The organism is Maricaulis sp., assembly GCF_034670125.1.
GTDB lineage: Bacteria > Pseudomonadota > Alphaproteobacteria > Caulobacterales > Maricaulaceae > Maricaulis.
Genome location: NZ_JAXMOC010000001.1, coordinates 300491 through 326677, shown reverse-complemented (window position 1 = coordinate 326677; position 26187 = coordinate 300491). Strand labels below are relative to the sequence as shown.

24 protein-coding genes are annotated in these 26187 nt (G+C 64.1%); 11 read left to right on the top strand and 13 right to left on the bottom strand.

Features of this window, described 5'->3' with window-relative positions:
• Positions 1–44: 44 nt before the first annotated feature.
• From VOI18_RS01235 to VOI18_RS01215, 5 genes are all read right to left on the bottom strand, one after another.
• Complete coding sequence (locus VOI18_RS01235; protein WP_323760607.1) at positions 45–932, bottom strand: GNAT family protein; 888 nt, start codon at positions 930–932, stop codon at positions 45–47.
• Positions 929–2119 (bottom strand): 23S rRNA (adenine(2503)-C(2))-methyltransferase RlmN, encoded by a 1191-nt coding sequence (gene rlmN / locus VOI18_RS01230; protein WP_323760606.1) that lies wholly within the window; start codon positions 2117–2119, stop codon positions 929–931. Before rlmN ends, VOI18_RS01235 begins: the two co-directional genes overlap by 4 nt.
• Positions 2120–3170: 1051 nt before the next feature.
• Entirely contained in the window at positions 3171–3701 is a 531-nt protein-coding gene (locus VOI18_RS01225) for a hypothetical protein (protein WP_323760605.1), read from the bottom strand.
• A gap of 95 nt (positions 3702–3796) precedes the next feature.
• Positions 3797–4333: an RNA methyltransferase gene (locus VOI18_RS01220; RefSeq protein ID WP_323760604.1), complete on the bottom strand. Its 537-nt coding sequence runs from the start codon at positions 4331–4333 to the stop codon at positions 3797–3799.
• A complete protein-coding gene (locus VOI18_RS01215) occupies positions 4333–5196 on the bottom strand; it encodes an isoaspartyl peptidase/L-asparaginase (RefSeq protein ID WP_323760603.1) in 864 nt (287 codons plus the stop codon). Before VOI18_RS01215 ends, VOI18_RS01220 begins: the two co-directional genes overlap by 1 nt.
• A 158-nt stretch (positions 5197–5354) precedes the next feature.
• Here VOI18_RS01215 and VOI18_RS01210 point away from each other — a divergent pair, with 158 nt between their 5' ends.
• Both VOI18_RS01210 and VOI18_RS01205 read left to right on the top strand, forming a co-directional pair.
• Positions 5355–6137, top strand: a complete 783-nt coding sequence (locus VOI18_RS01210) for an SDR family NAD(P)-dependent oxidoreductase (protein WP_323760602.1) — start codon at positions 5355–5357, stop codon at positions 6135–6137.
• A 179-nt stretch (positions 6138–6316) separates the two neighbouring features.
• A complete protein-coding gene (locus tag VOI18_RS01205) occupies positions 6317–8560 on the top strand; it encodes a TonB-dependent receptor family protein (protein ID WP_323760601.1) in 2244 nt (747 codons plus the stop codon).
• A gap of 86 nt (positions 8561–8646) precedes the next feature.
• Here VOI18_RS01205 and VOI18_RS01200 read toward each other — a convergent pair whose 3' ends face one another.
• A complete protein-coding gene (locus VOI18_RS01200; RefSeq protein ID WP_323760600.1) occupies positions 8647–9174 on the bottom strand; it encodes a CC0125/CC1285 family lipoprotein in 528 nt (175 codons plus the stop codon).
• Positions 9175–9368: 194 nt separating this feature from the next.
• On the opposite strand from VOI18_RS01200, the gene VOI18_RS01195 reads away from it, so the two are divergent.
• Positions 9369–9719, top strand: a complete 351-nt coding sequence (locus VOI18_RS01195) for a hypothetical protein (protein ID WP_323760599.1) — start codon at positions 9369–9371, stop codon at positions 9717–9719.
• An 87-nt stretch (positions 9720–9806) separates the two neighbouring features.
• Here VOI18_RS01195 and VOI18_RS01190 read toward each other — a convergent pair whose 3' ends face one another.
• Positions 9807–11111, bottom strand: a complete 1305-nt coding sequence (locus VOI18_RS01190) for a hypothetical protein (RefSeq protein ID WP_323760598.1) — start codon at positions 11109–11111, stop codon at positions 9807–9809.
• 107 nt (positions 11112–11218) lie between these two features.
• A complete protein-coding gene (gene dapF, locus VOI18_RS01185; protein WP_323760597.1) occupies positions 11219–12037 on the bottom strand; it encodes a diaminopimelate epimerase in 819 nt (272 codons plus the stop codon).
• An 85-nt stretch (positions 12038–12122) separates the two neighbouring features.
• Between dapF and VOI18_RS01180 the strand changes: the two genes are divergently transcribed.
• The 3 genes from VOI18_RS01180 (at position 12123) to VOI18_RS01170 (ending at position 16241) form a co-directional block, all read left to right on the top strand.
• Positions 12123–14327, top strand: a complete 2205-nt coding sequence (locus tag VOI18_RS01180) for a prolyl oligopeptidase family serine peptidase (protein ID WP_323760596.1) — start codon at positions 12123–12125, stop codon at positions 14325–14327.
• Between the two features lie 142 nt (positions 14328–14469).
• Positions 14470–15582 (top strand): AraC family transcriptional regulator, encoded by a 1113-nt coding sequence (locus tag VOI18_RS01175; RefSeq protein WP_323760595.1) that lies wholly within the window; start codon positions 14470–14472, stop codon positions 15580–15582.
• 119 nt (positions 15583–15701) lie between these two features.
• Positions 15702–16241, top strand: coding sequence for a hypothetical protein (locus VOI18_RS01170; RefSeq protein WP_323760594.1), 540 nt, complete (start codon positions 15702–15704; stop codon positions 16239–16241).
• A 511-nt stretch (positions 16242–16752) separates the two neighbouring features.
• On the opposite strand, the gene VOI18_RS01165 is transcribed toward VOI18_RS01170, so the two are convergent.
• Genes VOI18_RS01165 through VOI18_RS01150 form a run of 4 tightly spaced genes read right to left on the bottom strand, consistent with a single transcriptional unit; the run spans position 16753 to position 20177 of the window.
• Positions 16753–17253 carry a hypothetical protein gene (locus VOI18_RS01165; RefSeq protein WP_323760593.1) on the bottom strand — a complete coding sequence of 167 codons (501 nt, stop codon included), beginning with the start codon at positions 17251–17253 and terminating at the stop codon, positions 16753–16755.
• A 56-nt stretch (positions 17254–17309) separates the two neighbouring features.
• Positions 17310–17861 carry a DUF1254 domain-containing protein gene (locus VOI18_RS01160; protein ID WP_323760592.1) on the bottom strand — a complete coding sequence of 184 codons (552 nt, stop codon included), beginning with the start codon at positions 17859–17861 and terminating at the stop codon, positions 17310–17312.
• Entirely contained in the window at positions 17858–18430 is a 573-nt protein-coding gene (locus tag VOI18_RS01155) for a DUF1214 domain-containing protein (protein ID WP_323760591.1), read from the bottom strand. The genes VOI18_RS01160 and VOI18_RS01155 overlap by 4 nt, the downstream gene beginning before the upstream one ends.
• A gap of 46 nt (positions 18431–18476) precedes the next feature.
• Positions 18477–20177, bottom strand: a complete 1701-nt coding sequence (locus VOI18_RS01150; RefSeq protein WP_323760590.1) for a hypothetical protein — start codon at positions 20175–20177, stop codon at positions 18477–18479.
• Positions 20178–20344: 167 nt separating this feature from the next.
• Between VOI18_RS01150 and VOI18_RS01145 the strand changes: the two genes are divergently transcribed.
• The 4 genes from VOI18_RS01145 to VOI18_RS01130 all read left to right on the top strand — a co-directional run bounded on the left by VOI18_RS01145 (position 20345) and on the right by VOI18_RS01130 (position 23433).
• Positions 20345–21055, top strand: a complete 711-nt coding sequence (locus VOI18_RS01145) for a response regulator transcription factor (protein ID WP_323760589.1) — start codon at positions 20345–20347, stop codon at positions 21053–21055.
• Positions 21056–21065: 10 nt separating this feature from the next.
• Positions 21066–22688: a stimulus-sensing domain-containing protein gene (locus tag VOI18_RS01140; RefSeq protein WP_323760588.1), complete on the top strand. Its 1623-nt coding sequence runs from the start codon at positions 21066–21068 to the stop codon at positions 22686–22688.
• A 65-nt stretch (positions 22689–22753) separates the two neighbouring features.
• A complete protein-coding gene (locus tag VOI18_RS01135; protein WP_323760587.1) occupies positions 22754–23161 on the top strand; it encodes a PTS sugar transporter subunit IIA in 408 nt (135 codons plus the stop codon).
• Complete coding sequence (locus VOI18_RS01130; protein ID WP_323760586.1) at positions 23158–23433, top strand: HPr family phosphocarrier protein; 276 nt, start codon at positions 23158–23160, stop codon at positions 23431–23433. The genes VOI18_RS01135 and VOI18_RS01130 overlap by 4 nt, the downstream gene beginning before the upstream one ends.
• Before the next feature lie 81 nt (positions 23434–23514).
• Here the strand turns inward: VOI18_RS01130 and VOI18_RS01125 are convergent, their stop codons facing one another.
• Positions 23515–25497, bottom strand: coding sequence for a hypothetical protein (locus tag VOI18_RS01125; RefSeq protein WP_323760585.1), 1983 nt, complete (start codon positions 25495–25497; stop codon positions 23515–23517).
• A gap of 205 nt (positions 25498–25702) precedes the next feature.
• Here VOI18_RS01125 and VOI18_RS01120 point away from each other — a divergent pair, with 205 nt between their 5' ends.
• Positions 25703–26149, top strand: coding sequence for an energy transducer TonB (locus VOI18_RS01120; protein WP_323760584.1), 447 nt, complete (start codon positions 25703–25705; stop codon positions 26147–26149).
• The last annotated feature ends 38 nt before the right edge of the window (positions 26150–26187 follow it).

Here is a 26187-nt window from a genome sequence, read left to right as displayed (position 1 = left end):
GGAGGCCTCTGAGTAGTGACCTGTTCTAGACGACTCACGGTTAATCAGGATTTACCGTTTTCAATTGCCACTGGTCCGTTGTCGCCGCCGCCCTGCCATTCCGCCGCCAGCCTGCCGAAAATCAGGCTGTCGCGGATGCCCAGATGGGTGTTCCACTGGCCGCGCAAACGGCCCTCCAGCGTGAAACCCAGCTTTTTGAGGACAGCGATGGACCCGCAATTGTCAGGGTCGGTATCGGCATAGATGCGGCGCAGGCCCAGCTCACCGAACCCGTAGGCCAGGATGCGGCTGACGGCCTCACTCACTATGCCGGCCCGCCGGGCGTCAGGCCGGATGATATAGCCGGTTTCGGCGACTCCATCCTTGCGGTCCATCAGCACGACCCATCCCAGCGCATCGCCCGGATCGGACGGTCGACAGATGGCCCAGGTGCGCACGGAAGCAGACCGGGTGCTCGTCACCAGGTGCGCGCGCGCCGCGGCTACCGTGGTGAAGGCAGGTCGGGACCAGTATGTCATGGTATCGGGGTCTCCGAGCGCCGGAAACAAGGCCTCGGCATCATCGGGAACCAGGGGGCGCAGAAGCAGGCGCCGAGTCGAGAGGACAGGCGTTGCACACGGCGGTGCCCGATCGCTCAGCGCGTCATGTACCAGGTCCAGCCTGATTTCATCGAAGCGGGTCTCGATACAGGCCTGCATGGTGATGAAGCAGTCCCGGGAAAACCAGTCATGCTCCGAGAAACAAGCGGACCGAGCCTCTTCATTCGGCCAGGCGGCGTAGGACCAGTACAGCCTGTCCTCACCCTTGTGCAGGGCCGCCCCGTACGACCCGCAGGCGTCGTGGATAAGCAAGGTCCCCTCGGCCCAGGCGGCCTCGAACTCGGCCGCGCGCCCGGGCTTCAGCTTCCAGCGGTAGAGAACGGCGGAGGTCACGCTTGCGGGCTGGCCCCGTCAGCAAGCCTTTGCTTGCGAAGGACGCTGGCTTTCACCTTCTGGCTCTCCGAGCGCAACTGGCCGCAGGCGGCGAAGATATCGCGGCCGCGCGGGGTGCGGATCGGAGAGGCGTAACCCGCCTTGTTGACCACATCGGCGAAGGCTTCGATCTGGTCCCAGTCCGAGCATTCATAGGGGCTGTTGGGCCACGGGTTGAAGGGAATGAGATTGATCTTCGCCGGGATCCCCTTGAGCAGTTTCACCAGCGCCTTGGCTTCAGCGAGACTGTCATTGACGCCCTTCAGCATCACGTATTCGAAGGTCACGCGCTTGGAATTGCCCAGCCCGGGATAGGCCCGGATGGCGTTCATCAACTCGACCAGCGGGTATTTCTTGTTCAGCGGCACCAGCTCGTCGCGCAGCGTGTCATTGGTGGCGTGGAGCGAGATCGCCAGCATGGTGCCGGTGCGCGCGCCGAGTTCCTCGATCTTCGGCACCACGCCAGAGGTCGAGACGGTCGTCCGGCGCCGCGAAATGGAGATCCCTTCACCGTCGGAAATGATGTCGATCGAGGTCGCGACATGATCGAGATTGTACAGCGGCTCACCCATGCCCATGAAGACGATATTGGTGATCTTGCGGTTCTCGTTCGAGGTCGGCCATTCCTCAAGGTCATCGCGGGCGATCATCACCTGGGCGACAATCTCGGCAGCGGTCAGATTGCGCACCAGGGCCTGGGTGCCGGTATGGCAGAAGGTACAGTTCAGCGTGCAGCCGACCTGGCTCGACACGCACAAGGCGCCGGAACGAGCGACGTCGGGGATGAAGACGGTCTCGCACTCGACGCCGGGCGCCAGCTCGATCAGGTATTTGCGAGTGCCGTCGACGGAGACCTGGCGGTCGATCAGCTTGGGCCGGTGCAGCGCGTACTTGTCGGCAATGATGGCGCGCAGGTCTTTCGAGATATTGGTCATCGCGTCGAAATCGGTGACGCCATAGTGGTAGATCCAGCGCCAGAGCTGCTCGGCGCGCATCTTCGCCTTCTTCTCCTCGACCCCGCAATCGATTGCGACGAGGCGCAATTCCTCACGCGTCATGCCCGCGAGGGACGGCAAGGCACGCGGTGTTGTCTCGTCAATGCGCGGCGCATTGCCATTGCGGGCGTCGATATTCAGGGCGTGGTTCATGACCGGCAGACTATCTCATTTCAAACGGAGCCGCGCGCTCTATCACGAAAGCGCGGCAAATCCGAGTCGTGGACGACCGGGTGGTCATGACGTGGCAAGCGCCAGGGCACTGTTGGCCACGCCATCCATCTGGCCTACGGTCCGTTTGCTACCTGGAAGGGACGGGGAACACCAGTTTTGGGGAATGTGGGACAGGCACCATTAATTCCCATCACCCCCCCCCCCGCGCCTCTGGCGCAAACTCCACCCTAAACCGCTTGCCGGGAGGATACGGCCTGCTGGCTGGCAAGCGATGTATGGATCGGCCTGCGCGCGGCGCTTGGGGTTCGACGGGCGAGAGAGATGTGTCATCTGGCCCCCCCACCCGCTTGTCATCCCGGCTGGACGTCCGGCGCAGGCCGGACGCAAGGCCGGGACCAACTTGTGGCCAAAAGATAGGCCCCTGACTTTCGCCCGGCCTGCGCCGGGCGGGAACCTGCGCCCGCGCAGGCGGGTGGCAGGGGTGACAAAGGGATACGCGCACGGATTTGCGTCTCCGCACGCTTTCACGCCGAAGGTGGGAGGGAACGGGATGCCGTTGGACACCGGGGTGTCCGTTTGGCTGGCAGGCGGTGTCCGTGGTGTCCTCGGCATCCCGCACACGGAGATTTCCCGGGCTGTCTCCACCCCGATTCCAATGCGTCAGGTAGATGGGGTCGGTCGTTTAGTGCCCCGCGACCTGGTCGCACGCCCTGCCAGTGCATATCGGCTGTCACACCGCTGCCCGGACAGGCTCCGCTCGTTTCCGGGCACAAGTGACTGAGCTCGCGCCTCCCGTCCCGAAAACCGTGGGCATTATCGCCTGGTGGGGAGGGGGGAGGATAAGTTTGGTGATTTTTTTGATCGAGCGCACTTTCCCTCTCCCCCGGGAGAGGGGCAGGGTGAGGGGTAAATCCCGGTGAAAGCAGGAAGAATCCCCCTCATCCGGCCTCCAGCCACCTTCTCCCTAGGGAGACGGACTGGCGTACACAACAGGGATAAGCCGGCTCGGCAGGTGCTTCGCAAAGCCCGCCTAGTTACACAGCGTCTCGGCGCGTTCCAGGGCCGCCGTCACGCCCGAAAGCGAGAATTCGTACGCCGTGGCCACGCCGTCGAGCGTGGTGGCCGTCACCCGCATCACCGAGCCGCGGCGCATGGCGCGGATCAGGTCGGCCTCTTCGTCCAGATCGTCGAGAAAGCCTTCCTGGCTGTCGGCGAACATGTCGAAACGGTCCGAGCCGACGCGGACCTGCGGCGGGCTGGTGGGGCGCAGGTCATAGCCGACCAGCAGGCTGGGCTGTTCCTCAACCGCTCCGGACTGCCAGGAGGCGACCAGGAAATAGACATTGCCGTGTTCGTGGGCACGCGGTGTGCTGTCGGTCGGCCGGCTCAGGGCATAGCAGGAAAACCCGGCCTCGGTGTTGCGGGTGAAAACGCGCCAGTCGCTGTACTCGCCGCGAAACTGCGGGTCATCCTGGGCGATGGCCGCGGGTGTCGCCGCGAAGCCGATTGCAGTGGTCAATCCAAGAGCGAGGCAGGCAGGTCGGAAACGCACGGCGGTCATCCTCATGTCGGAACGGTTGAACCCAATAGGGCGCCCCTATGGCGGTATGATGGCGGAGTTAACCCCGACCTAACGGACACGCAGGCGTGACCTGTTCAGCGGTGGATACCGGCCTTGCGAGTCGTTTCGGCGAGGCTTTCCAGATCCGGCCCGCCGGGCATCAGCGGTCGCTCGGGAAAGCCGCCGAAATTGATCTGGCGATCATACAGGGTGATCGCACAGGCGACCGAGACATTGACGCAGAATTTGGTCGGGATTTTCACGATGTGGCTGCAGCGGTCCTGGACGTCTTGCGACAGTGAGCCGCGCTCCCGCCCGAACACATAGGCGGCGCACAGTGGGTGCCGGAAGCTGGGCAGGTCGACGGCATCGTCGGCCAGCTCGATTCCGACCAGTTGGCAGTTGGACGGCAGGGCCATCGCGGTCAGGTCCGGCCATTCATAGTAGGGGACATGATCCACCGACTTGGCGGTGTCGGCCCGATAGACATCGCGCACCTGGTGGCTGGCATTGAGCGTGAAGGCAAAGCTGGCGCCAAAGGCGTGGGCGGTGCGCAGGATGGCGCCCATGTTCATCGGTTTGGAAATGCCCTCCGCGCCAACACCGAAATAGCCACGCTTCATCGCCAGCATCAGCGCACGCCTGCGGTAATGCGACCGTCGGGATGGACCATGGCCTGCTTCATGCCGGGAGAATTGAACGGAGCCGCCAGATTGCCATGACGGTCGACGGCAATGATGCCGCCTTCGCCGCCCAGCGCGCCGACATCGGCCAAGGCGCCGGCGACCGCTTCGTCCAGCGACTGTCCGCCATAGGCCATCCGCGCCGAGACATCCTTGGCGGTGGCGGTGCGCAGGAAGTATTCGCCCTGGCCGGTGCAGGAGATCGCGACATGACCGTCGGCCCAGCAACCCGAACCGATGATCGGGCTGTCGCCAACACGGCCTTCCATCTTGTTGAGGGTGCCGCCGGTTGAGGTCGCGGCCGCGAGCCGGCCTTCCAGGTCGAGGGCGACACAGCCGACCGTGCCGGTGGCAATGTCCCGGTCGTCCGGGGCCGCGGCGGGTGTGTAATAGTCGTTGACGCTTTCGACGCGCTCGAGCTCGGCTTCACTGCAGAAACGTTCGGCACCGCGACCGGCCAGCATCACATGTGGCGTGGTGTCCATGATGGCGCGAGCTGCCGAAACGGGGCTGGTGAAGCCGGTCAGCGCGGCGACCGATCCGGCCCGCCGGGTCGCCCCGTCCATGATGGCGGCATCCAGTTCGTAGCGACCGGCCTTGTTGGGCGAGGCGCCCTTGCCGGCCACATACAGGCCCGAGGCCTCCAGTTCGCGGACAATGTCCTGGACGATATCGAGCGCGTTGGCACCGATGGCGAGGCGTGCCTTTGCGGTCTCGGCCAGGCCGCGCATGTGCTCGATCTCGCGTGCATAGTCACGATCGGCCAGGGTGCCTGCGCCGCCGTGCAGCAAAAGGGCGTAACGTCCGCTCATACTGTCCATCCCGGTTGGAATTAGGGTTTGGCGACTGCTCTAGCATCGCTCGCGCGGACTGCCCAAGCCGGATTTCCGTTGCCAACGAGCCGTTGCCGCGGATTTTCTTTTGCCGGGTGTCACGCTATGTCGCTGGGATCGATAAAGGGGAGTGCCTCATGAAACTCGACTCATCCATTGCCGCCATTGTCACCGGCGGCGCATCCGGCCTCGGCGAAGGCACAGCCCGCCGCCTGGCTGCCGATGGCGCCAAGGTCGCCATTTTCGACATGAATGCCGAGCGCGGCGAGATGGTCGCCAAGGAAATCGGCGGCGTGTTCTGCCAGGTCAATGTCTCCGACGAGGCCAGCGTTGATGCCGGCCTGGCCAAGGCGCGTGAAGCGCACGGCCAGGAACGCGTCTTCGTCAACTGCGCCGGCATCGGCTGGGCCGAGAAAACGGCACGCCGGTCCTCCTCGACCGGTGAGGTCTCGGCCCATTCGGCGAAGGGCTTCCAGACCGTTATCGGCGTCAACCTGATCGGCTCCTTCCTGTGCGCCTCGAAATCGGCGGCCGGCATGATGTCGCTGGACCCGCTCGAGGGTTCCGGACGCGGCGTAATCGTGAACACTGCTTCTGTAGCGGCCCAGGACGGTCAGATCGGTCAGGTCGCCTATGCGGCCTCGAAGGGCGGTATCACCGGCATGACCCTGCCGATGGCGCGCGACCTTGCCCGTGAAGGCATTCGCGTCAACACCATCCTGCCGGGCTTTTTCGAGACGCCGATCTACCAGCAGATGCCGCCGGAGGTGAAAGTCTCGCTGGCCTCGCACCTGCAATTCCCGCAGCGCTTCGGCACGCCGGAAGAATACGCCGATCTCGTCGCCTTCATGGTCTCGTCCGACTATATCAACGCCGAGTGCGTCCGTCTCGACGCGGGCGCCCGCATGCCGCCAAAATAGGCAGACCTGCTTTGCCAGTTTCCGGGAGCCGGGCCGCAAGGTCCGGCTCTCTGGCATTTGTGACCCGGTTGCGACACTTTCGCACAGAAACTGATAATCACTCTCATTCACGGTGGACTCGGGCCGCATACCCTCGTAATTGCGGATCACTTGCAAACGCAAACTCCGGGACAATCATCGTGCGTAGAACCCTGCTTACCGCTACCGCCCTCGTCGCCCTCGCCGGCGCTGCCCACGGCCAGGCCGAAACCGCGGCCTCGACTGATGTGATCACTGTAATCGGTCTCAATGGCGATGCCGATGCGATCGCCGGCTCGGCGGATCTTCTGACCGCCGAGGACCTGGCCATACACGACTATGCCGACGTGACCCGCTTGTTGCGGACCGTGGCGGGCGTCAACATCCAGGAGGAGGATGGTTACGGCCTGCGCCCGAATATCGGCATGCGCGGTACCGGGCTCGACCGGTCTGAAAAAATCACCCTGATGGAAGACGGCGTCCTGATTGCCCCGGCGCCCTATGCCGCCCCGGCTGCCTATTACTTCCCGCATGCCGGTCGCATGGCCGGTGTGGAAGTCATCAAGGGTGCGGCTGGTGTCCGTTATGGCCCGCGCAGCCAGGGTGGATCGTTGAATCTGCTTTCGACTCCCGTCCCGGAGGACCTGTCCGGTCGGGTCACGGTGTGGGCTGGTGACGAGAACACCCGTCGTACCCATGCGCATGTCGGTGGCATGACCGATGCCGGCGACGGGGTGCGCATTGGCGGATTGGTCGAAGGCTTCTTCGACAGTGCCGACGGTTTCAAGGTGATTGATGGCATGTCAGATGCCTCGACCGGCTATGATATCGAAGACTATGTCGGCAAGCTGCGTGTCGAGCTGAGTGCCGGTGGCCTGATCCACATGTTCGAACTGAAGGGCCAGTACTCCGACGAGCTGTCGAACGAGACCTATCTCGGCCTGACCGACGCCGATTTCGCCGCCGACCCCTTCCGTCGCTACGCTGCCAGCCAGCTCGACCAGATGGATGCCGAACATTCCGAGTGGTCGCTGCGCTACCAGACCGAGCTTTCCAACGGGCTTGAGCTGTCGGCGGTCGCCTACTCGACGACGTTCGCTCGCGACTGGTTCAAGCTTGACCGGGTGGACCCGGATGGTGCCGGCGCGGCTCCGGCCGCCTCGATCTCGTCGATCCTGTCTGACCCGACCGGCAACGCCGCCGCATTCGCCATCATCGAGGGCGGGGCGGGTCTTGTTTCGGCCGATGATGCTGTCCTGATCAAGCACAATAATCGCGACTATTCCGCTGAAGGCGTCCAGCTTGAACTCGCCGGTGAGGCGATGGTCGGCGATTCCAGCCATGGTTGGCGGGTCGGGCTTCGTGTGCACGAGGACGAGATGGACCGCTTCCAGTGGCGCGAGAATTTTCGCATGGACAACGGCCAGCTGGTGCTGACCTCGATCGACGCTCCGGGCTCGGATTCCAATCGTATCGAAACCGCCGAGGCCGTGGCGATATTTGTCCAGGACGAGATTGCCTTCGGCCGCTGGGTGGTCACGCCGGGTCTGCGCTATGAACAGATCGAGCTGCGCCGCGAGGATTATGGTCGCAATGACCCGAGCCGCACCGGCGCCAGCCTCGCAATCCGGGAAAACACGGTAGAAGCCTTCGTTCCGGGTCTGGGTGTTCGCCATGACCTGAATGCCAACTGGGCGCTGTTTGGCGGCGTGCATCGCGGCTTTGCCCCGCCGGCTCCCGGTTCAACCACCCAGGAAGCCGAAGACGCAACCAATTGGGAGCTCGGCGCTCGTTACCAGGATGACCTGTTCAGTGTCGAGGCGATCGGCTTCTTCAACGCCTATCAAAACCTGATCGGTACCTGCACCAACTCTACCGGTGGCGGATGTGCAATCGGCGACCAGTTTGATGGTGGTGAAGTGGATGTGTTCGGCCTTGAGCTGACCGGTGATGCCGACCTCGCCCTTGTCGCCGGGCTTGATGGCGTCGAGCTGCCTGTGCGTCTCGCCTATACCTGGACCGATGCTGAATTCCAGACCGGCTTCAACTCGGGCTTTGGTCCGTGGGGCAATGTCCAGTCGGGTGATCAGCTGCCCTATATTCCAGAGCACCAGATGTTTGCCTCCCTGGGTCTCGATGCGGGTCACTTTGGCGGTGAGGTGTCACTGTCCTGGGTCGACGAGGTCCGAACGGTGGCGGGACAGGGTGCGATCCCGGCCGATGAAAGCGTCGACGCGCACACCGTGCTGGATGCGTCCGCTTGGTATGCCGTCAGCGACCAGGTCCGGGCCCGGGTTTCGATCCGGAACCTGGCCGACGAAACCTATACCGTCGCCCGCCGTCCGGCCGGTCTCCGTCCGGGTGCGCCCCGCGCTGTTCTGTTCGGCCTGTCAGTCGATTTCTGACCCGTGAGCCCGCGATAAACGAAAAAGGCCGGGGCTCGCCCCGGCCTTTTTGACTCTGGTTTCGTCGCGAGACCGGTCCGGGCCAATCAGTCCGGAGCCGGGCGGACAATCTGGTCGCCGAGATTGGACATCACGTCGCGGGCCCCGAAGGCGCTGGGGTCGTCGGGCTTGGTGCCGCGTCCCAGATAGATTTCCGCGCTGGCCTCATACCGTGTGCTTTCACGATAATTGAACTCATCCCAGAACGGGTCGCGCCAGCCACGCCACCCCCAACTGGGATGGAAATAGGCATGATGGACACGGAAGCCGGCATAGGGCGACTGACCCAGTGCCGAGGCCATGACGCGGGTCTCTTCATCGGTGGCCCGGTTCACCACCGTGAAATAGTCATAGCCGCTCTCCACCGTCAGCTCGGCAGCCCGGTAGAGCAGATAGGTTTCCACGGTCTCGCGGTCTGTCAACGAATTGCCATCAAAGGAAATCCGGTAGCGATTGCTCTCGATCCGCGTTTCGGTGAAGCCCGGACGGGATCCGTCAGCGGCCTGATAGGGCGTTGCCGTGGCGCAGGCGCCCAGCGCCGACAGGCTCGCCAAGACGATCAAAACGCGTTTCATGATGGGGCTCCTTTCCAAGCAGGCGGTCCCTCGCCTCATATTATATGACTCGTCCTGACCCGTTTCAGCGGGCGGAATCTTCACCTGGGGAGCATAGGGGTGTCGGGTCCGTCGTCAAACGCCTGATTGACGGTGCCGGACTGCAAGGGGGGCTTATGGGACGAATGGGGCTAATCCGGACAGGCCGTGTCGCCGTGATCTCAATGGTCGTCGGCCTGGCCGCGCCTTCAGCTTTGGCGTTGGACGTGGACGGCGGTACGGAAATCCACGAGGCCTGCCGACAGGCCGGCTTCTCGGAGGCGGTGTGTACCTGCATCGTCAGGGAGGCGCACTCGCGCTTCACCCATGACCAGATGCATGTGCTGGCGGTGGTCATCCCCGACCTCTCCCGCATCACCGATGATCCCGATATCGTCGGCCTTAGCGGCGAGACGGCCCCCTTGTCCGAGACCCAGCTGGCGCACCTGCACCAGCGCGCCGTCGGAGCCGACATCGTCATCCAGCGGGCCTGCGGCATTGGCTTGACCCTCGACTCCGGCCGCTAGTACCGCCGCGTCAGTCTGCCCGGCCTCAAGTCCTTTGGCATACAGGCTGCGGGCCAGCTCTTCATCCCGATCCTGATCAAGCGCCTGTCAGCGCAGGTCCATTTCGACAATGGCGGTTACCGGACGCGCACCGTCAGGTTCGGATCCATCTGCCGGAAAGAGCGGCCAGGCGGCATTCGCGACCAGCCAGGCCCGCCCATCGGCGAGGTCGACCAGGGTCGGCTCGGTATTGTCCGTCATCGAAGGGTGGGCGCGCAGCAGGACCTCGACATTGGCGACCTCAACCCCGGTCGGATCGAGGTCGATCGCCATCACCTGGTGCGGGACGGCACCGTTGCGCACCGCAATGATCCGGCCATCGCGGGTCTGGCGCAGGCCATCAATACCGATCAGGCTGACGTCGGAGGCACGGACCAGGCTGGCGCTGCCATCAACCAGGTCTATCCGCCAGATGCCCATCGAATAATCGGCGACGTAAAGCGCACCGCGGGCCAGGGCGACGCCCTGCAGGCTGACAAAGCGGGGGTCTTCCGCCAGCACTTCCAGCTCGCCAGACACATTGTCGAGTCGATAGACCCGCGGCGCCTGGCTGTCGGAAATGAAGACGCTGCCGTCGCGGACCACGAAGTCGGCCATTTGCACAGCGCCGTCGATCATGTAGCGCCGGTACAGGTCGCCCGATACCAGATCGAAGGCGAACAGGGCTGTTCCTTCGGCCTCTCCCTCGTCCAGCGGTGTTTGCGGCACTGTGCCCGAAGCCGCCCACAGCATTCGGGTCCGGTCATCGACGAACAGGCCGAACACCGACCACAGGCCGTCCTCCCGGTTGGCGAACACGACCGGCTCGTCACGGGCAAACGGTTCGAGCATCAGGATTTCACGCCGCGCCACCGAGGACACGAAAATCCGGTCTGTCTCGATGTCCACGGCCACCCCTTCGATCAGGGCATCCGGCGCATTGATCCGGGCCACCACCTCGCCGTCTCCCACCGCGGTTCCATTGGCGGCGAGAGCGGCCTGGATCGATGCCAGGCGATCGCTGTCTGCATCCTCGAGCAGGGCCCGTGTTGCATCGCCGATTTCGAAGGTCAGACCGGCCCGGACCATGCCGTCCAAAGCGTCAAAACCGTCATCGGCGCGTTCGGCCCGGGTCGCGATGGTCACCAGCGCCCGCAACACCGCCGGGTGAGCCGGTTTGAGGTCGAGGGCGGCCAGCATCAGTCGGCGGGCGCTCTCCATGTCGCCGGCCCGCAAGGCGCGGCCGGCTTCGCTGAACATTTCCAGAGCGATACTCTGGGGCGTCGGCGCGACCGCCGCCTCATCCTGGGCCAGGACCGGATTGGCCAGCAGGCCCACGCATGCGATGGCGATTGCCAAGGATTTGAATGTCATGTGTCCAGTTTCCCCACGAACACGGCCCCAATACGACCCTTTTGTGGATGATAAGACAAATTTCCGGGTCTGTAAGTCACAGCCCTGTGCAGGCCGGTCGGGCGCGGTCAGATATCAAGCGTGACCGGGCCTTCATCTTCGACCGGGCCAGTCAGGATGATGCGGTTGTCCGACGCGCGCCATTCGACCGACAGATCGCCACCATCGGCATGGAGGGTCGCCTGTCGTTCGCACAGGCCGCGTCTGTGCGCTGCAACCAGGGCGGCGCAGGCCCCGGTGCCACACGCCGCCGTGATGCCCGCGCCACGCTCCCAGACCCGCAACCGGATATGGCGGGGGTCCAGGATTTGCGCGAAACCGGCATTGACCCGGTCCGGAAACAGCGGGTCATGCTCGACAACCGGCCCGAGGGTTGTGACCGGCAAGGCGGCCACATCACGGATGAAAAAAACGGCGTGGGGATTGCCCATCGAGACCGCCCCCGGTGCGTCGATGCGGATGCCGTCGACCTCCACGGCGAAATCCAGTCGAGCCGTATCCATCGGTCGGGCCAAGGGTATGTCCTGCCAGTCCAGGCGGGGTTCGCCCATGTCGACACTGACGGTCATGGCTCCGGCATCGCGCGCCAGCAATTGGCCACCCGCCGTGTCGAGGCTGGCAGTGTCGGAGCGGCGCTCCTGCATCAAGGCCCACGCCGCAGCGCGGGTTCCATTACCGCAGGCGCCGACTTCGTCGCCATCGGAATTCCAGATGCGGATGAAGGCATCCGACGTGTCGCTGTCCTCGAGCACCAGCAGCTGATCGAACGGATGCTCCCGCGCAATGGCGGTCACCGCGGCCGCAGACAGGTTGAACACTCCGGCCCGCCCCCGCACGTCGGCGAGGATGAACTTGTTGCCGGCACCATTCATCAGACGAGCGATCATCCTGCTGCGATAACGCTCCCGTCCCTTTACGTCCAGCACCGCTCCGGTGTTAATTGCGGCACACACATCAGATGGGAAGAGACTGATGAAAGTTTACCAGACGTTTTGGGCGATCTCAGCCAGTGCCGCCATCCTCGCGGCCTGCACTCAGCCCGCCAGCAATGAGGGCGACGACTTGGCCGACACCACACCGGATGCGCCCGCGGAACGCCAGATCGTCGAGATCGATCCGAACAATGATCCTCGGGTCTGGCTGGAAGAGGTCGAAGGCGAACAGGCCATCGAATGGGTCGAAGGCCAGAACGAGCGGACGTTTGCCCGTCTGCAAGGTGATGAGCGCTATCAGGGCCTGTACGATCAGGCGCTGGCCATTGCCCAGTCCGAGGACCGGATCCCCTACGGCTCCTATTCCGGCGGCTATATCTGGAATTTCTGGCAGGATGCCGAGCACACTCATGGCCTGTGGCGCCGGACCTCGCTGGAAAGCTATCTGACCGACGAGCCTGACTGGGATGTGGTGCTCGACCTCGATGCCCTGTCCGAAGCCGAAGACCGCAACTGGGTCTGGCGCGGCTCGAACTGCCTGGCGCCGGCCTATGAGCGCTGCATTCTGACGCTGTCTGATGGCGGCTCCGATGCGGCCGTGCGCCGTGAGTTCTCGATCCCGGACCGGGCCTTTGTCGAAGGTGGTTTCGAGACCCCGGAAGCCAAGGGCGGGGTCAGCTGGATTGACGAGGACACGCTGATGGTCGGACTGGCGACGTCGCCGGAAGACACGACCAGCTCGGGCTACCCGTCTGTCGCCTACCGCTGGGAGCGCGGCACCGACCTCGCTGACGCCACTGAAGTGGTGCGCGGCGACGAGGATGATGTGGGTCTCTTCGCTTTCCGTGCCGAGGACCATGACGGCACCGTCTACATGATGGCGTCAGAGGCTGACACTTTCTACGACACGACCTGGTGGTACCTGCCAGCCAATGCCGACCCGATGCAGTTGCCGCTGCCCAGCAAGTCGTCGATCCAGGACCTCTACCAGGGCGAGCTGGTGTTCACGATCGAGGAAGCCTGGACGCCGGCCGAGGGCGGTGAAACCTTCCCGCAAGGCGCCTTGCTGTCGTTCAACATGGCCGAATTCGCGGCGACCGGTGAGCTGCCGGATGTTCGCACTGTCTTCGTACCGGGGCCACGCCAGTCGCTTGGCGGCATGGGTTCGACGGCCTCGTCCTTCCTGGTTGCCATTGACGAGAATGTCGTGGGCGGCCTGGAGGCCTTCCACTTCGAGGACGGGCAATGGTCGTCGGAAACCGTGCCGGTTCCCGCCAACATGACCATCAGCCTGGGGGGGACCAACAGCCGTCATGATGTGGCCTTCATGAATGCCGAAGGCTTCCTGACGCCGGACAGCTATTTCATGGTCGATGCGGCCGAGCTGACGGTTGAGGAAATCAAGTCCATTCCGGCCCGTTTCAATGCCGAAGGCCTGGTGGTCGAACAGCTCGAAGCGGTGTCTCCGGACGGGACGATGGTGCCCTATTTCGTGGTCCGCCGCGAAGACACGGTGATGGACGGCACCACACCGACCCTGCTGTACGCCTATGGCGGCTTCCAGGTCTCCATCCGCCCGAGCTATTCCGGCTCCCGCGGCCAGCTGTGGCTGGAAAATGGCGGCGCCTATGTGGTCGCCAATATCCGCGGTGGCGGTGAGTTCGGACCGGCCTGGCACCAGGCGGGCCTGAAGATGGAGCGCCAGCGCATTTATGACGACCTGATCGCCGTCGCCGAGGACCTGTCGGCCCGCGGCATCACCAGTCCGCGTCACCTCGGTGTCTATGGTGGCTCCAATGGCGGTCTGCTGACCGGCGTCATGTACACCCAGCGTCCCGACCTGTGGAATGCCGTCGTCTCGGCCGTGCCGCTGCTCGACATGCTGCGCTTTCACACGCTGCTGGCCGGCGCGTCCTGGATGGGCGAATACGGTAATCCGGAAGACCCGGACGAGGGCGGTTTCCTGCGCTCGATCTCGCCCTATCACAATGTCGATGCGAACGGCGAGTATCCGGAAATCTACCTCTACACCTCGACCAAGGATGACCGCGTCCATCCGGGCCATGCCCGCAAGATGGCGCACCTGCTGGAAGAGCTGGGCCATGACTATCTCTACTACGAGAACACGGCGGGTGGTCACTCTGCCGCGGCCAATCTCGGTGAGCGGGCCCGCAGCGAGGCGCTGCTCTATACCTTCCTGATGCAAAAGCTGATGGATGACACCGACCCGCTCGACGCGGAATAGGGTCACATCGATCCAGAAGAAAGGCCCCGGAGTTTCGGCTCCGGGGCTTTTTGTTTGGGCCGTGCTGATCGCTTTCGGGGCGACAATGCGTTAGTCAGATCGGCCCGTGCATTTGCCATGTTGAGTCGGTATCTAGGTCGGTATGGACGAGATCTTCTTCGGATGGCGCACGGCGCTACTGCTGGTCGTAGCTGCGCAATTGCTGATCGCGGCCGTGCTTTTGGGCCTGCGCCGCTTCGAACGACCGGCCAATCGTCTCCTGGCAGCCCTTCTGGTGGTCGTGACCTTGACGCTGGTGCCGCAACTGATCGGTTTCGCCGGCTTTTACGATGCCTTTCCCTGGCTTTCCTTCGCACCGTTCCAGAATGACCTGTTGGTTGGCCCCCTGATCCTTGGCTATGGGATCGCCCTGACGACCGGGCGGATCCCCGCTATCGTCTGGTGGCTGATGCTGCCCGGCGCGATCGATTTCAGCTACCAGACATACTGGTTCCTGCAGCCGTTCGAGACGCGCTGGGATCGGGTCGGCGACTTTCATGCCGGTCTCTACTGGCCCTTGCGTAATGGCTTGGCTGTGATGCTGGCGCTGTTCGGGCTTGCCGGCGCCGGCAGAGCCTACTGGCAACATCGCCGGTTTCTGGGCGACCATTCTTCGGCCGCCGCTGAGTTCGACCGCCGCTGGCTTCCCCTGTTTCTTGGCTTGTCCGCCCTGACATTGTTGTCCGGCGTGATCATGGTGGTGATCGACCACTTTATCGTTCCGCTCGATCATTATGACAGCTTCGCCTTTCACGTCGTGGTCGCGTTGTGTTTCTGGGCCATCGGGCAATGCGCACTGTTGTTGCAAAGAGAACCTTTCCCCAAGCTCGGCGGCTCGCAGCCGAGCGCCGAGAGCGTGGCCAGCGGTCGGGACTGGGTGGCCGAGGCCCGGCGCCTGCGAGCGCGCGTACAGGCGGAGGCCTGGCATCTCGAACCCCGCCTGACCGCGCGCGAGCTGGCGCGCCGTGTCGGGACCAATGAAAGCTATCTTTCGCGGACCGTGAACCAGGGCGCAGGGGTCAACTTCAATCGTTTCATCAACGAGATCAGGGTCGCACACGTGAGGGAGAAGCTCGCCGCGGGCGAGGGTGCGCACGACATGCTCGCGCTGGCGCTCGACAGCGGCTTCAATTCCAAGGCCACTTTCAACCGGGTTTTCAAGGACATCACCGGGCAGACACCAGCGCGAGTGCGCGCTGGCCTCGCCGCTCCATGAAGTCTCAAATACAGTAAAACTGCGAGTTTACCGTCGTCGGGACGCGCCATCGGATCAAATCGGCAAGATCGCAATCGTGAGGACGGGCCATCCTGGCCTATCTCGATGGAGATATCCCGATGAGACAATTTCTAGCAGCCCTTTTCGGGCTCGCCGCCCTCGCGTCGACGAGCGCGGCGCAGGACATGGATCAGCTCGAGGCGGCCCTGGCCGAGCTCGCCGGACACTGGACCGGCGCGCTAACTTATCGGGACTACCGGACCGGTGAGCTTGCCGAGATACCGCATGAACGCACGGTGCGGCTTGCCCCAGACGGATCCTACATGATTACCGAGCTGGCCTTCGTCGATCCGGGCTACCGCGTGTTCGGCGCCGAGCTCGTGACGATCGAGGGCGACCATCTCGTGGTAGCCAGCGTCGGATATGGCGGGTCCGAGATGATCGAGGCTCGCCTGGTCGCCTTCGCGCGAACCGAGACCGGCTGGTCGGCTGAGCTGTCGAGCCAAGGCAATGATGACAACGCGCCGGCCGACATTCTTTACCAGATCGAGTTTGCCGAGGGCGTCATGCGCCAGACCAAGCGGGTGAGGCTGATCGGTTCCGACGCCTTCCAGCTCCGCAATGAGACCCGTGTCCGGCGCACAACGGCGCCCGGATGATGCCGGACTGCCGTCGCCCGGCAGTCGGTTCGGGCGGGGGATCGGGAAGGCGAACCGGTCTCGGTACAGCTGGGCCATGACTACCTTTATTCCGAGAACACCGCTGGCGGTCACTCTGCCGCGGCCAATCTCGGCGAACGGGCCCGCAGCGAGGCGCTGCTCTACACTTTCCTGATGCAAAAGCTGATGGATGACACCGACCCGCTCGACGCGGAATAGGGTCGACACGATCCAGAAGAAAGGCCCCGGAGTTTCGGCTCCGGGGCCTTTTTTGTTCGCGCGTTCCATCTCCCTGGGGAGGAGGCAGGGTGAGGACAGGTTCTGAGTTCAGATGTAGTTGTCATCCCGGCCGAATGGCCTGCGAACGCAGGCCGCAGAGCCGGGACCTATACGACCTAAATTGGCAGCACCGGGCTTATTGGTCCCGGGTCTCCACCCCGCTTGTGCGGGGTATCCGCCCGGGATGACAATGAGGGGTGAAACGCGTCAGCATTCCACCCCTGACCGCCCATTACTCAAACGCGGCGTCTACCGGCCAGTTTTCGGTCTCTGTCCGCCACAGGATGGAGGCGATTTTCCAGTCGCCGTTGATCTTGAACAGGGTGATGAAATTGACCCCGACCAGGAAAGTCTCGCCAGTGACCCCGTTGACGCCTTCATAGGCCGAGCGGGCGTAGGCGATCTCGCCCCATTGCTCGATCTCGGTTCGGGTGGCGCGCTCGGTGAAACCGTTTTCGACCAGCCAGGGGCCGGAGCGTTCGATGTAGTCGTCCAGCGAGATGACGCCGCCGGCGCCATTGCCGTCGGGGCCGGCGCCGACCGCGCCCATGGCCGCTCCGTCCATGAACATCGCGCGCATGGCGTCGAAATCGCGTTCCTGCCCGACCGGTCCTGAAATCACGGCGTAGAGCGCGTCTATCGCAGCCTGTATATCGGCGCTGTCGTCCTGGGCGGCAGCGGGGGCGACGAGGGCGACGGATGTGGCCAGCGCGGCGATCAGGGTGGTGTTCATGGCTCTCCCCAGCATGTTGAGCCGGAAGTCTCGCTAGCCGGGCCAGCAATGGCAACTTACTGATCGGCCATCTGGGTGCAGGTGAAGCCTTGGCGTTCTGCCTCGGCGATGTCGAGGTCAGTACTGGCGTCGATGACGCGTCGATAGAGGACAAGGCCAGTTTTGGTTGGTGCGTTGACCTGCCGGTCGGCACCGTTGCGCAGGTTCGGGATTGTTAGCCATTCTGTCCACTGAGTCAGCATCAGGCTGGTGCTGCCGGTATTGACGCCCCGGTCACTGATTGCACTGAAATTATTCGTATTTGCGTCGTAGAAGCTGACCGAGGCATAGTTCCCGTCGGCCGGCCAGGTCACATCAATCCGCATTGGCCCGTCAGCCAGGTCGAACAGGCAGACCGAGTAGAGAATATCGGGACTGGATCTCACGATGGTCTGGTTTTCGGCGGTGACCCGCGGCGCGTGGCGCACGCTTTCACCGTCTCCGCCGAGGCTTTCAATCCGGTCCATCGCGCGTCCCATGATAATGCCGGGCAGGACATGCAGCGTGACGGCGGCGCCGATCAACAGGCCGGGGACAAAGGACAGGAAGGGCAGGCCGCGCTGTTTCATGTCTCGCCCTCGCAGCCGAGCCGATCGATGCGCGGGAAGGTGAGGCTGTCCAGATCTTCAAGGACGACCGGGTCGGGGTGATAGAGCCGCAGGGTCAGCGAGAACAGGCCGGCATTCTCGGTGAAGATCGCGCCGACTTCATCCTGTCCGACGGGAATAATGACCCGGCCTGATGCATCGGTGCGCGCCGTCGTCTGGCTGACCGCATGGCGGTTGCGACCATTGCGCGGCAAGAAGCTGGCCTCGTCATAGATCGTCAGTGACCACCAGCGGGTTGGTGGCATCTGGCCGATGATTTCATAGGCGCATCGCTCCGTGAGATTATGCCCCTGACTGTCGCGGGTGGCGGTGAAATAGACCGCTTCCTCGCGGTTGAGCGCCAACAGGCCGCGCCGCGCGACCAACGCCCGCGTCAGCGGATTGGCATCGCTGGAACCGATCTGCGGGTTGGTGATCCAGGGGCCATTGCTGACGCCACCAATTTCGCCCGGGCTGAAGACCAGGGCGACGACCATGGCCGTGCCGGAAAAGAGTCCGGCGATGAAGGTGAGGGCGTGGCGCAACATCATGCGGTGAGCCTAGCCAGTTTCGGACTCCGGGCAAAAGCGAAAAGCGTCAGCCGGTCTTGGTCTGCAGGATGGTCAGTTCCTGCAGCATGCCCTGGATCTGGCGCAGCTTGGAGTGCCCGTCCTCGGTCTGGGCCTCGCTCAGGCCGACGGCCGATTTCAGGTGACGCAGGGCGCGGGCCTGGGCATCCTCGGAACACTTGCCGATCGGCAGGGCGCCGCCGGTGGCGAGGCGCAGGAGGCCGGTGGCCTTGTCCAGGGCCGGACGGTTGCCGCCCTCGACCATGTTGAGCACCTTGCTGTCGTCGACCACCTTCATGCCCATGGCGTCAAAGCTGGCCGCCAGTTCGAGTTTGTCGCGCTCGGGGTATCCGCCTTTGAGCACTTTTGCCTGCTGCGCTGTCAGCTTGGCCAGGCGTTCCAGTGGCTTGGCATCGCCGCGGACATACCAGGCATCGGCCTGGTTGGAGCCGAGCGTCGAGCGGATATAGCCCGCCAGTTTCTGCTTGTTGCTCTCGCCGACCAGGTTTTCTTCCAACGCGATCAGACGGTCGAGGTCTTCGTCGGCGCCGCGCGAATGACGCAGCAGCTCGTCGATGATTTCCGGTTGCAGGAGGCGGGCCGAACGTGAGCCGAAGGCCTTGATCAGCGCATCGGCCGGCAGGGTGCTGTCGGCGCAGATGACGAGCCGGCTGGCGAGGTCGCGGGCGAGGCGGACCTCGTCGCGCACGCTGCTCGGGCGCAGGCGTTTGGGGCGTTCGAGGTCCTTCAGGATGCAGCCGGCGATGGTTGCACGGCAGGCCGGGAATTCCTTGCCCTTGATCTTGCGGGCTAGGCGCTTGGCGGCGCTGGGCGCCAGGTTCAGCGCATCGGCGGAATGGTCGCCATCGAACAGGCAGGCGAGACGCTCAAGCGTTTCGCCAAGATCCTTGCACTTGCCCAGCAGGGCGTCGCGGCCGGCATCGAAAGCGATGACCTCGGCGATGTAATGGTCCACCTCATCCAGGGCGAAGGTGCGCGCTTCATCGTCGTTGAACATGCTGTCGGCCATGTCCAGCAGGGCTTCCAGCTTGTCGCCATATTTCTTCTCGTGACGCAGGCGGTCGGCCATCGCGGCGCGCAGGGTGTAGGCGCGGGCATCGCGCTTGTGGATGTCTCCGGCAATATCGGCAAAATTGGCTTTTTTGGGGTATTCGGGCAGGCGCTTGTCGCGACCATCCTTGTAGATGCGTCCCAGCGATTTCTGGACCAGCTCGTTGAGCTGTTTGACATAGCCATGCACCCCGGCATCGCTGTCACTGGCCGAAGCGATCGCGACTTTCTGCACGGCGTGTTGCAGCTCGGTGCCGGAGGCTTCGAGGCTTTCGACCAGGTCGGGCCGATGCAGCAATTCCATCGGGATGGCCTGCATCCGCTCCAGCCAGCTGGTCAGGACGCGGCGGATCGTGTCGCGGGCATGCGGCTTGGCGAGATCATCCGGGGTCAGGCAGGGCAGGCGGGCCTCGCCGGTCTTTTCCGTCTCCGCGCCCATGGTCTCGGCACCCCGTTCAAAGACGGGAACGGACCGGAATTTGCGGTGTTTCGGGTCGAAGGTTTCCTTGGTCACCCGGACCGAGGCGTCCTTCTGCTTGGCGATGAGGGAATGGGCCAGACGGATCGCCTGGTCGCGATCATCCCGGGCTTCCTGCAGGGCCCAGCTGGACTTGCGGTTCTTCTTGAAGAAGACCTCGTAATGAACGTCACCGGCCATGAACCTGCTCCCCGTGAGCCTTATTGATGGCACAAAGAGGCTTAAAACCGAGTGAACCATGCTCCTGATTCATCAAGGGAGCTTGGCGTGTCGACCCGGCCGCGGCTATGGTTCCGGCACGCGGATCAATTCCGGCCCGGTTTTTGGGGTCAACGCGCGGAGATGGCATGGCGACGATTGCACTCGTGGACGATGATGAAAACATCATCACATCGGTTTCGATTTTTCTCGAAGGCGAGGGGTATAATGTGCGGACCTATAATGACGGGGCGTCCGCGCTGACCGCATTGGCCGAGGATCCGCCGGACCTCGGCATTTTCGACATCAAGATGCCGCGCATGGACGGGCTCGAGCTGCTGCGCCGCTTGCGCCAGTCGTCGAACCTGCCGGTCATTTTCCTGACCTCCAAGGATGACGAGTTTGACGAGGCCCTGGGCCTCAATCTCGGCGCCGACGACTATATCGCCAAGCCGTTCTCGCAACGCCTGCTCGGCGAGCGGGTCAAGGCGGTCCTGCGTCGCGCCCGCCTGTCCGGCGACCCGGTCGGCACGATCGGGCTGGAGCCGGGCGACAGCAAGCCGCTGGAGCGCGGCAGCCTGTTGCTCGATCCCAATCGCCACGCCTGTTCCTGGAAAGGTGAGCCGGTCCGTCTGACGGTGACCGAATTCCTGATCCTGCAGGCACTCGCGACCCGGCCCGGCTACGTCAAGAGTCGCGACAACCTGATGGACGCGGCCTATGATGACCAGGTCTATGTCGATGACCGGACGATCGACAGCCACATCAAGCGTATCCGCAAGAAGTTCCGCGAAGGCGACAAGAGTTTCGACGCGATCGAGACGCTCTACGGCGTGGGTTACCGCTATAAAGAAGACTGAGACGAGCTCTGTGACGTCGGGTTTGCGGCGGGCCGGTGCCTGGCTTCGCAGCCTGGCGCCGCGACCGTCCTCGCGTCTGGCCCAGCTGATCCTGATGGCGAATTTCGTCGCCCTCGGCGTGCTCGTCGTGGGCATGCTGGCGCTGACCGAAACCCGGCGCGGCCTGGTCAATGCCAAGCTGGATTCGCTACGCGCCCAGGGCGAGCTGATCGCCAATGTTCTGGCCGAGGGCGCGTCCGACGGCGCGCCGGCTCCGGCCCTACGCAATGAGGATGCCCGCGCAATCCTGCGACAGCTCTATGTGCCCGAAGAGTCGCGGGTGATCGTGTTCGACAAGGGTGCCGCCATTGTTGCCGACAGCCATTTGCTGGCCGATGTGTTCGAGACCACGCAATTGCCGCCGCCCGGCACGCCGCGTGCGCCGATTGCCGAAAGCGCCCGCTCTCTGCCGGTGCAATTGCTGGACAGTCTGGCCAGCCTGCTGCGGTCCTCCGAAGAACGCGCCGCGATGGGACGCAACCTGCGTGACGAGGTGCGCCAGGTCATCAATGGCGAGACCGTGGCCGGTGTCCGGCGCGAGGCCGACGGGCGCCGGGTGGTGTCGGTGTCGCTTCCGATCCAGCCGGTGCGGGCCATTGTCGGTGTGGTCACCATTGAGTCCTATGACCTCGACACGCTGATCGAGGCCGAGCGTCGGGCGCTGCTGCCCTTCATGCTCATTGCCGCGCTGGTCACGGCCATGTCGTCGCTGGCGCTGACGGTTTTCATCGCCCGGCCCATCCGCCGGCTGGCGCGGGCGGCGCGCGAGGCGCGACGCGCCGGGGGGCGCCGCGTGACGATGCCGGACCTGCGCAGCCGCAATGACGAGATCGGCGAGCTCGGCGTTGCCCTCTCCGACATGACGGCGACTCTGTATGACCGTCTTGATGCGATCGAGAGTTTTGCGGCGGACGTGGCGCATGAGCTGAAGAATCCGCTGACGTCGATACGCTCCGCCGTGGAGGTCCTGCCCAAGGCGAAGGATGCCGAGCGGCGTGACCGCCTGTTGGCGGTCATCTCGGCCGATGTCGGCCGGCTGGACCGTCTGATCACCGATATCTCGCGGGCGTCCCGCGTCGATGCCGAACTGGCGCGCGAGGATGTCAGCCGGTTTGACCTGGCCGGCCTGCTGGTCGACCTGGCGCAATCCTACAATGAAGCGGGCAGCCATCCGGCGGTGATCCGGATGGACCAGCAGGTCCGTTCGGCGCTGGTGATCGGTCGCGGTGATCCGCTGGGACAGGTGTTCCGCAATCTGCTCGACAATGCGCTGACCTTCTCGCCGGCTGACAGTGAAGTCCTGATATCGATCCGGCGTGGCCAGCATCACGGCCAGGCCAGCCTCAAGATCCATGTCGATGACCAGGGGCCGGGCATTCCGGACGACAATCTGGAAGCCGTGTTCGAGCGCTTCTATACAGAGCGGCCCAAGGGCGCGGCCTTCGGTACCCATTCAGGGCTGGGACTGGCGATCTGCCGCCAGATCGTGAAGGCCCATGGCGGCACGATCATTGCCCGCAATCGCCGCAATCAGGACGGCGATATCGTCGGCGCGCGCTTCACGGTCGAGCTCCCGTCGGCCGAGTCCGACTGACAAATTGGTCGCCCAGTTGCAAAAAGACGCTTCCCCCCAATGTGAAGCCGCGTTTAGATGCATTCATGATCGGAGTCGTCGTTGTCAGTCATGGCCGTTTGGCCGATGAATTTGTCGCTGCCACGGAACATGTGGTGGGTCCGATGGATGCATTTCTGGCTGTCTGCATCGGTCCCGATGACGACATGGAGAAACGCCGCGGCGATATCAAGCAGGCGATCGAGGATGCCGATCGAGGCGAAGGCGTGCTGATCCTGACCGACATGTTTGGCGGAACACCTTCCAATCTGGCGATTTCCCTGCTCGAGGCGGGCAAGGTCGAAGTTATCGCCGGGGTCAATCTTCCGATGCTGATCAAGCTGGCCGAGGCGCGCTCGCGCGCCGATCTCGACAGCCTGGCCCGCATGGGCGAGGACGCTGGCAAGCGCTATATCGCCATCGCTTCCAATGTTCTTGAGGGTGCGGAGAAGTGACGAAAGTCGCGCGCAAGGTCACGATCTGCAATGCGCGTGGCCTGCATGCCCGTGCCGCTGCAAAATTTGTCGAGATGGCGCAGGGGTTCGACGCCACCATCCATGTGTCGCGCGATGGTGAGACGGTGAATGCCGATTCGATCATGGAATTGCTGATGCTGGCGGCTTCGAAGGGCTCGGTTATCGCGATCGAGTCGGAAGGCGCTGACGCCGCCCGGGCTGCCGACAGTCTGACAGAGCTGGTCGAGGCGAAATTTCACGAAGACGAGTAGCGGCGCGATTGCGGCTGCCGGACCGAACAAAAAAAGCCCGCCGGATGGCGGGCTTTCTTGTTGGAGCGACCCTTTTTCCGGTCATTCGGCAGGCGTGCGGTCCAGCTCGATATCCGGTGCGCCGGGGGCGAGGTCACCGGCGTCCGGCGCAGGGACCATGGGGTCACCGGCCTCGTCCATCATCGGGTCGTCGACAATCGGGGCGGCAAGCTCCGGGGCCGGCGTCGCCGGGTCGTCCGGTTGAATCTCGTCCGGGCTGTCTGCTTCAGCCGGTCCGGCGATGAGCTCGCTGGAATCATTGGCCGGTGCTGCCACCTGGGGAGCGCCGTCTCCCGGCATCGGAGGCGGCGGTGCGACGGGCATGGTGCGCTCGTCATTCAGGTCGACGGCGATGCTGGGCGCACCGGAGGCCGGGCTGCCCGCGTCATTCGCCGGGGCGCTCTCGGTCTCGCTGAGGGCTGCAGCTGCGGCCACCTCATCCAGACTGGGAAGGTCATCATCGGCTTCGACTTGATCCGAACCGGTGACGGGAGCGGGCGCAGATTCGGTCGTCGGCGCATCAGCCATATCGGCTGCGATGGCGGTGTCTTCGCTGTCGCCAACGGCGTCCTCGTCGGCAGCGGACAGGTCCGGTGCGTTGCCGGCCGGTTGTTCCGGAGTCAACGCCTCCGTGTCGATGATTGCGTCCGCCGTGTCGTCATTTCCGGCGTCATCGGACGCGGTTGCGGCGATCGGATCTGTCCTGTCGGCGGTTTCGTCGATCACGGCATCAGCAATGACTGCGGCTTCCGGCGATGGTTCGATATCCGTCACGGTGCTTGCGTCATCGGCAGTGGTCCCGGGCGCGGTTGGCTGGGCGTCGGCTGCCACGCTTTCGGTTTCTGTTTCTGATTCTGCGTCCGACGCGCCGGCGTCGGTCTCGGCCGCCGCGACGGCATCACCGGCCGCTTCGGGAGCCGCGGGCCGGCCGGCCGTAACCGTATCGGTCGTTGTTGTGTCATCCGGGGCGGCCGGCAGGAGGTCAGCCGGGTTCGGGGCTTCGGCTTCACCGGATGCATGGGTGTCGCTTGCGGCTTCGCTGGCCGCTCCAGAAGCGGGTTCGGCATTTGCCGCTTCCGACATGTCACCGGTGGGATTGTCGCCCTGTGCGGCCGCGGTCGCAGTCGCGATGGCGGCCGAGGCTGCGACAGCCGGGGCTGCGGATCCTGTGTCACCGGACCGGACGCCTTCCTGCGGCGGATTGCGCAGGGCGTGTTCGGCCAGTCGGGCGACGCGGGCGTTGAAGCGGCCGCCGTCGCGGATCCGGTTGACCAGGCCACCCAGAACGAAGAATGCCAGGCTGCCGCCAATCACCGCCAGGGTTGGCAGGGTTGATCCGAGAATGGCGCCGCCGGCCAGGGCGAGGGCGCCCAGCGCCGGAATGTAGACGAGGCGCCAGGAGCGTCCGAAGAAGGCCAACAGGGTCAGCAATCCGGCCCCCAGGGCAAGGCTCAATTGGGTCAGCTGGTCCATCGGGATGAAGCCGAGCGATGCCAGGCTGTCGAGCAGGCCGGACGGCAACGCCGCTTCCATCCGCCACCCGCCAAGCGCGGGCAGGGCGGCGTTGATCTCGGTGAATACGTCAAACACCGGCACCGGCGCCATGAGGTTGGCATTGACCTCGGTCAGGAAGACATGGATCGCCGGCCAGACTGCGGCGATGGCGACCAGGGCCAGAACCAGGACCGATAGCCACCAGTTGAAACCACGCGTAACACCGGACCGGGCCAGCAGGGTGGTCGCCTCGGGCGCGGCACGCATCCAGGTGCCGCGGCTGTGATTGATGATCGCGACCGGCCGGGATCGGCGATTGGGCCCGGCCTGCACACGCAGCACACTGGCTGTGTCGCCTGGCGCCAGGGCATTGGAGCGATCCAGCAGTCGGACATCATGGGTCATGCTGTCGGTATCGGTGACGCGGCCTGTGGCATCGTCGGACGCCGAGACTTCACCCGAAACAGTGTAAAAATCGATCCGGCGGGCCCCGAAGGACTGTCCCGCATGCGCGGTTGGCAACAAAGACATGGCTTGACGCACCTCTAACAACATATTGCCTGGCCGATTGTCCCAAATCGGCAGGCCCCTCACCCATTTCGACTGAACCCTACAAGTTTGATGCCGGAAAATGAACGGGGTTCACTCATTCTTTACGAATTGTTCAGCAACGCCCGTCCTCCGGTGCGCTGAATGCGGGCTTTCTCGGCTCCGGGCGAGCCGCTAGCTTGCGGCCATGCGAAGTCTAGTTGCCACCCTTTGTCTCGTTCTGACCGCGTGCGGCGGACTGCCATCCGTCGAGCTTCCAGGTCTGGAGCCGCCCGGACGGGGACCCTTCATACCGCGTGACGAATTGCCGGTTCCGCCGAATGTCGAGCGCATGATGGGCCCCGAGGACTGCCGCGGCTCGACGCTGGCGGCGACATCCGCCAGCTTGCCCGATTATCCGGCCCGGGCCTGGCAATTCGGCCGTCAGGGATGGGTTGTGGTGCGTTTCCATGTCTATGCGGATGGCAGCGTGCACCGGGCGCGGGTTCACCGGGCCGTACCCGACGGGCCTTTCAACCGCGCGACCGAGCGGGCCGTTTCGAGATGGCAGTTCGCACCGCTGGATGGCGTCGACATCCTGGAAAACTGCGTGGTGATGTTCGAATTCCGCGCTGGCGAAGTCCATATCCGCTGACCGGCCGGGCACTATCCACAGTTTCGAGCAGCCAGGCG

Excerpts from the sequence above, each read along its gene's own strand:
- VOI18_RS01225 (WP_323760605.1), bottom strand. The coding sequence starts at position 3,701 with ATGACCGCCGTGCGTTTCCGACCTGCCTGCCTCGCTCTTGGATTGACC.
- VOI18_RS01135 (WP_323760587.1), top strand. The coding sequence starts at position 22,754 with ATGATCGGAGTCGTCGTTGTCAGTCATGGCCGTTTGGCCGATGAATTT.
- VOI18_RS01215 (WP_323760603.1), bottom strand. The coding sequence starts at position 5,196 with ATGAGCGGACGTTACGCCCTTTTGCTGCACGGCGGCGCAGGCACCCTG.
- VOI18_RS01180 (WP_323760596.1), top strand. The coding sequence starts at position 12,123 with ATGAAAGTTTACCAGACGTTTTGGGCGATCTCAGCCAGTGCCGCCATC.
- VOI18_RS01120 (WP_323760584.1), top strand. The coding sequence starts at position 25,703 with ATGCGAAGTCTAGTTGCCACCCTTTGTCTCGTTCTGACCGCGTGCGGC.
- VOI18_RS01170 (WP_323760594.1), top strand. The coding sequence starts at position 15,702 with ATGAGACAATTTCTAGCAGCCCTTTTCGGGCTCGCCGCCCTCGCGTCG.
- dapF (WP_323760597.1), bottom strand. The coding sequence starts at position 12,037 with ATGATCGCTCGTCTGATGAATGGTGCCGGCAACAAGTTCATCCTCGCC.
- VOI18_RS01145 (WP_323760589.1), top strand. The coding sequence starts at position 20,345 with ATGGCGACGATTGCACTCGTGGACGATGATGAAAACATCATCACATCG.
- VOI18_RS01125 (WP_323760585.1), bottom strand. The coding sequence starts at position 25,497 with ATGTCTTTGTTGCCAACCGCGCATGCGGGACAGTCCTTCGGGGCCCGC.
- VOI18_RS01220 (WP_323760604.1), bottom strand. The coding sequence starts at position 4,333 with ATGCTGGCGATGAAGCGTGGCTATTTCGGTGTTGGCGCGGAGGGCATT.
- VOI18_RS01155 (WP_323760591.1), bottom strand. The coding sequence starts at position 18,430 with ATGATGTTGCGCCACGCCCTCACCTTCATCGCCGGACTCTTTTCCGGC.
- VOI18_RS01175 (WP_323760595.1), top strand. The coding sequence starts at position 14,470 with ATGGACGAGATCTTCTTCGGATGGCGCACGGCGCTACTGCTGGTCGTA.
- VOI18_RS01190 (WP_323760598.1), bottom strand. The coding sequence starts at position 11,111 with ATGACATTCAAATCCTTGGCAATCGCCATCGCATGCGTGGGCCTGCTG.
- VOI18_RS01160 (WP_323760592.1), bottom strand. The coding sequence starts at position 17,861 with ATGAAACAGCGCGGCCTGCCCTTCCTGTCCTTTGTCCCCGGCCTGTTG.
- VOI18_RS01165 (WP_323760593.1), bottom strand. The coding sequence starts at position 17,253 with ATGAACACCACCCTGATCGCCGCGCTGGCCACATCCGTCGCCCTCGTC.
- rlmN (WP_323760606.1), bottom strand. The coding sequence starts at position 2,119 with ATGAACCACGCCCTGAATATCGACGCCCGCAATGGCAATGCGCCGCGC.
- VOI18_RS01200 (WP_323760600.1), bottom strand. The coding sequence starts at position 9,174 with ATGAAACGCGTTTTGATCGTCTTGGCGAGCCTGTCGGCGCTGGGCGCC.
- VOI18_RS01150 (WP_323760590.1), bottom strand. The coding sequence starts at position 20,177 with ATGGCCGGTGACGTTCATTACGAGGTCTTCTTCAAGAAGAACCGCAAG.
- VOI18_RS01210 (WP_323760602.1), top strand. The coding sequence starts at position 5,355 with ATGAAACTCGACTCATCCATTGCCGCCATTGTCACCGGCGGCGCATCC.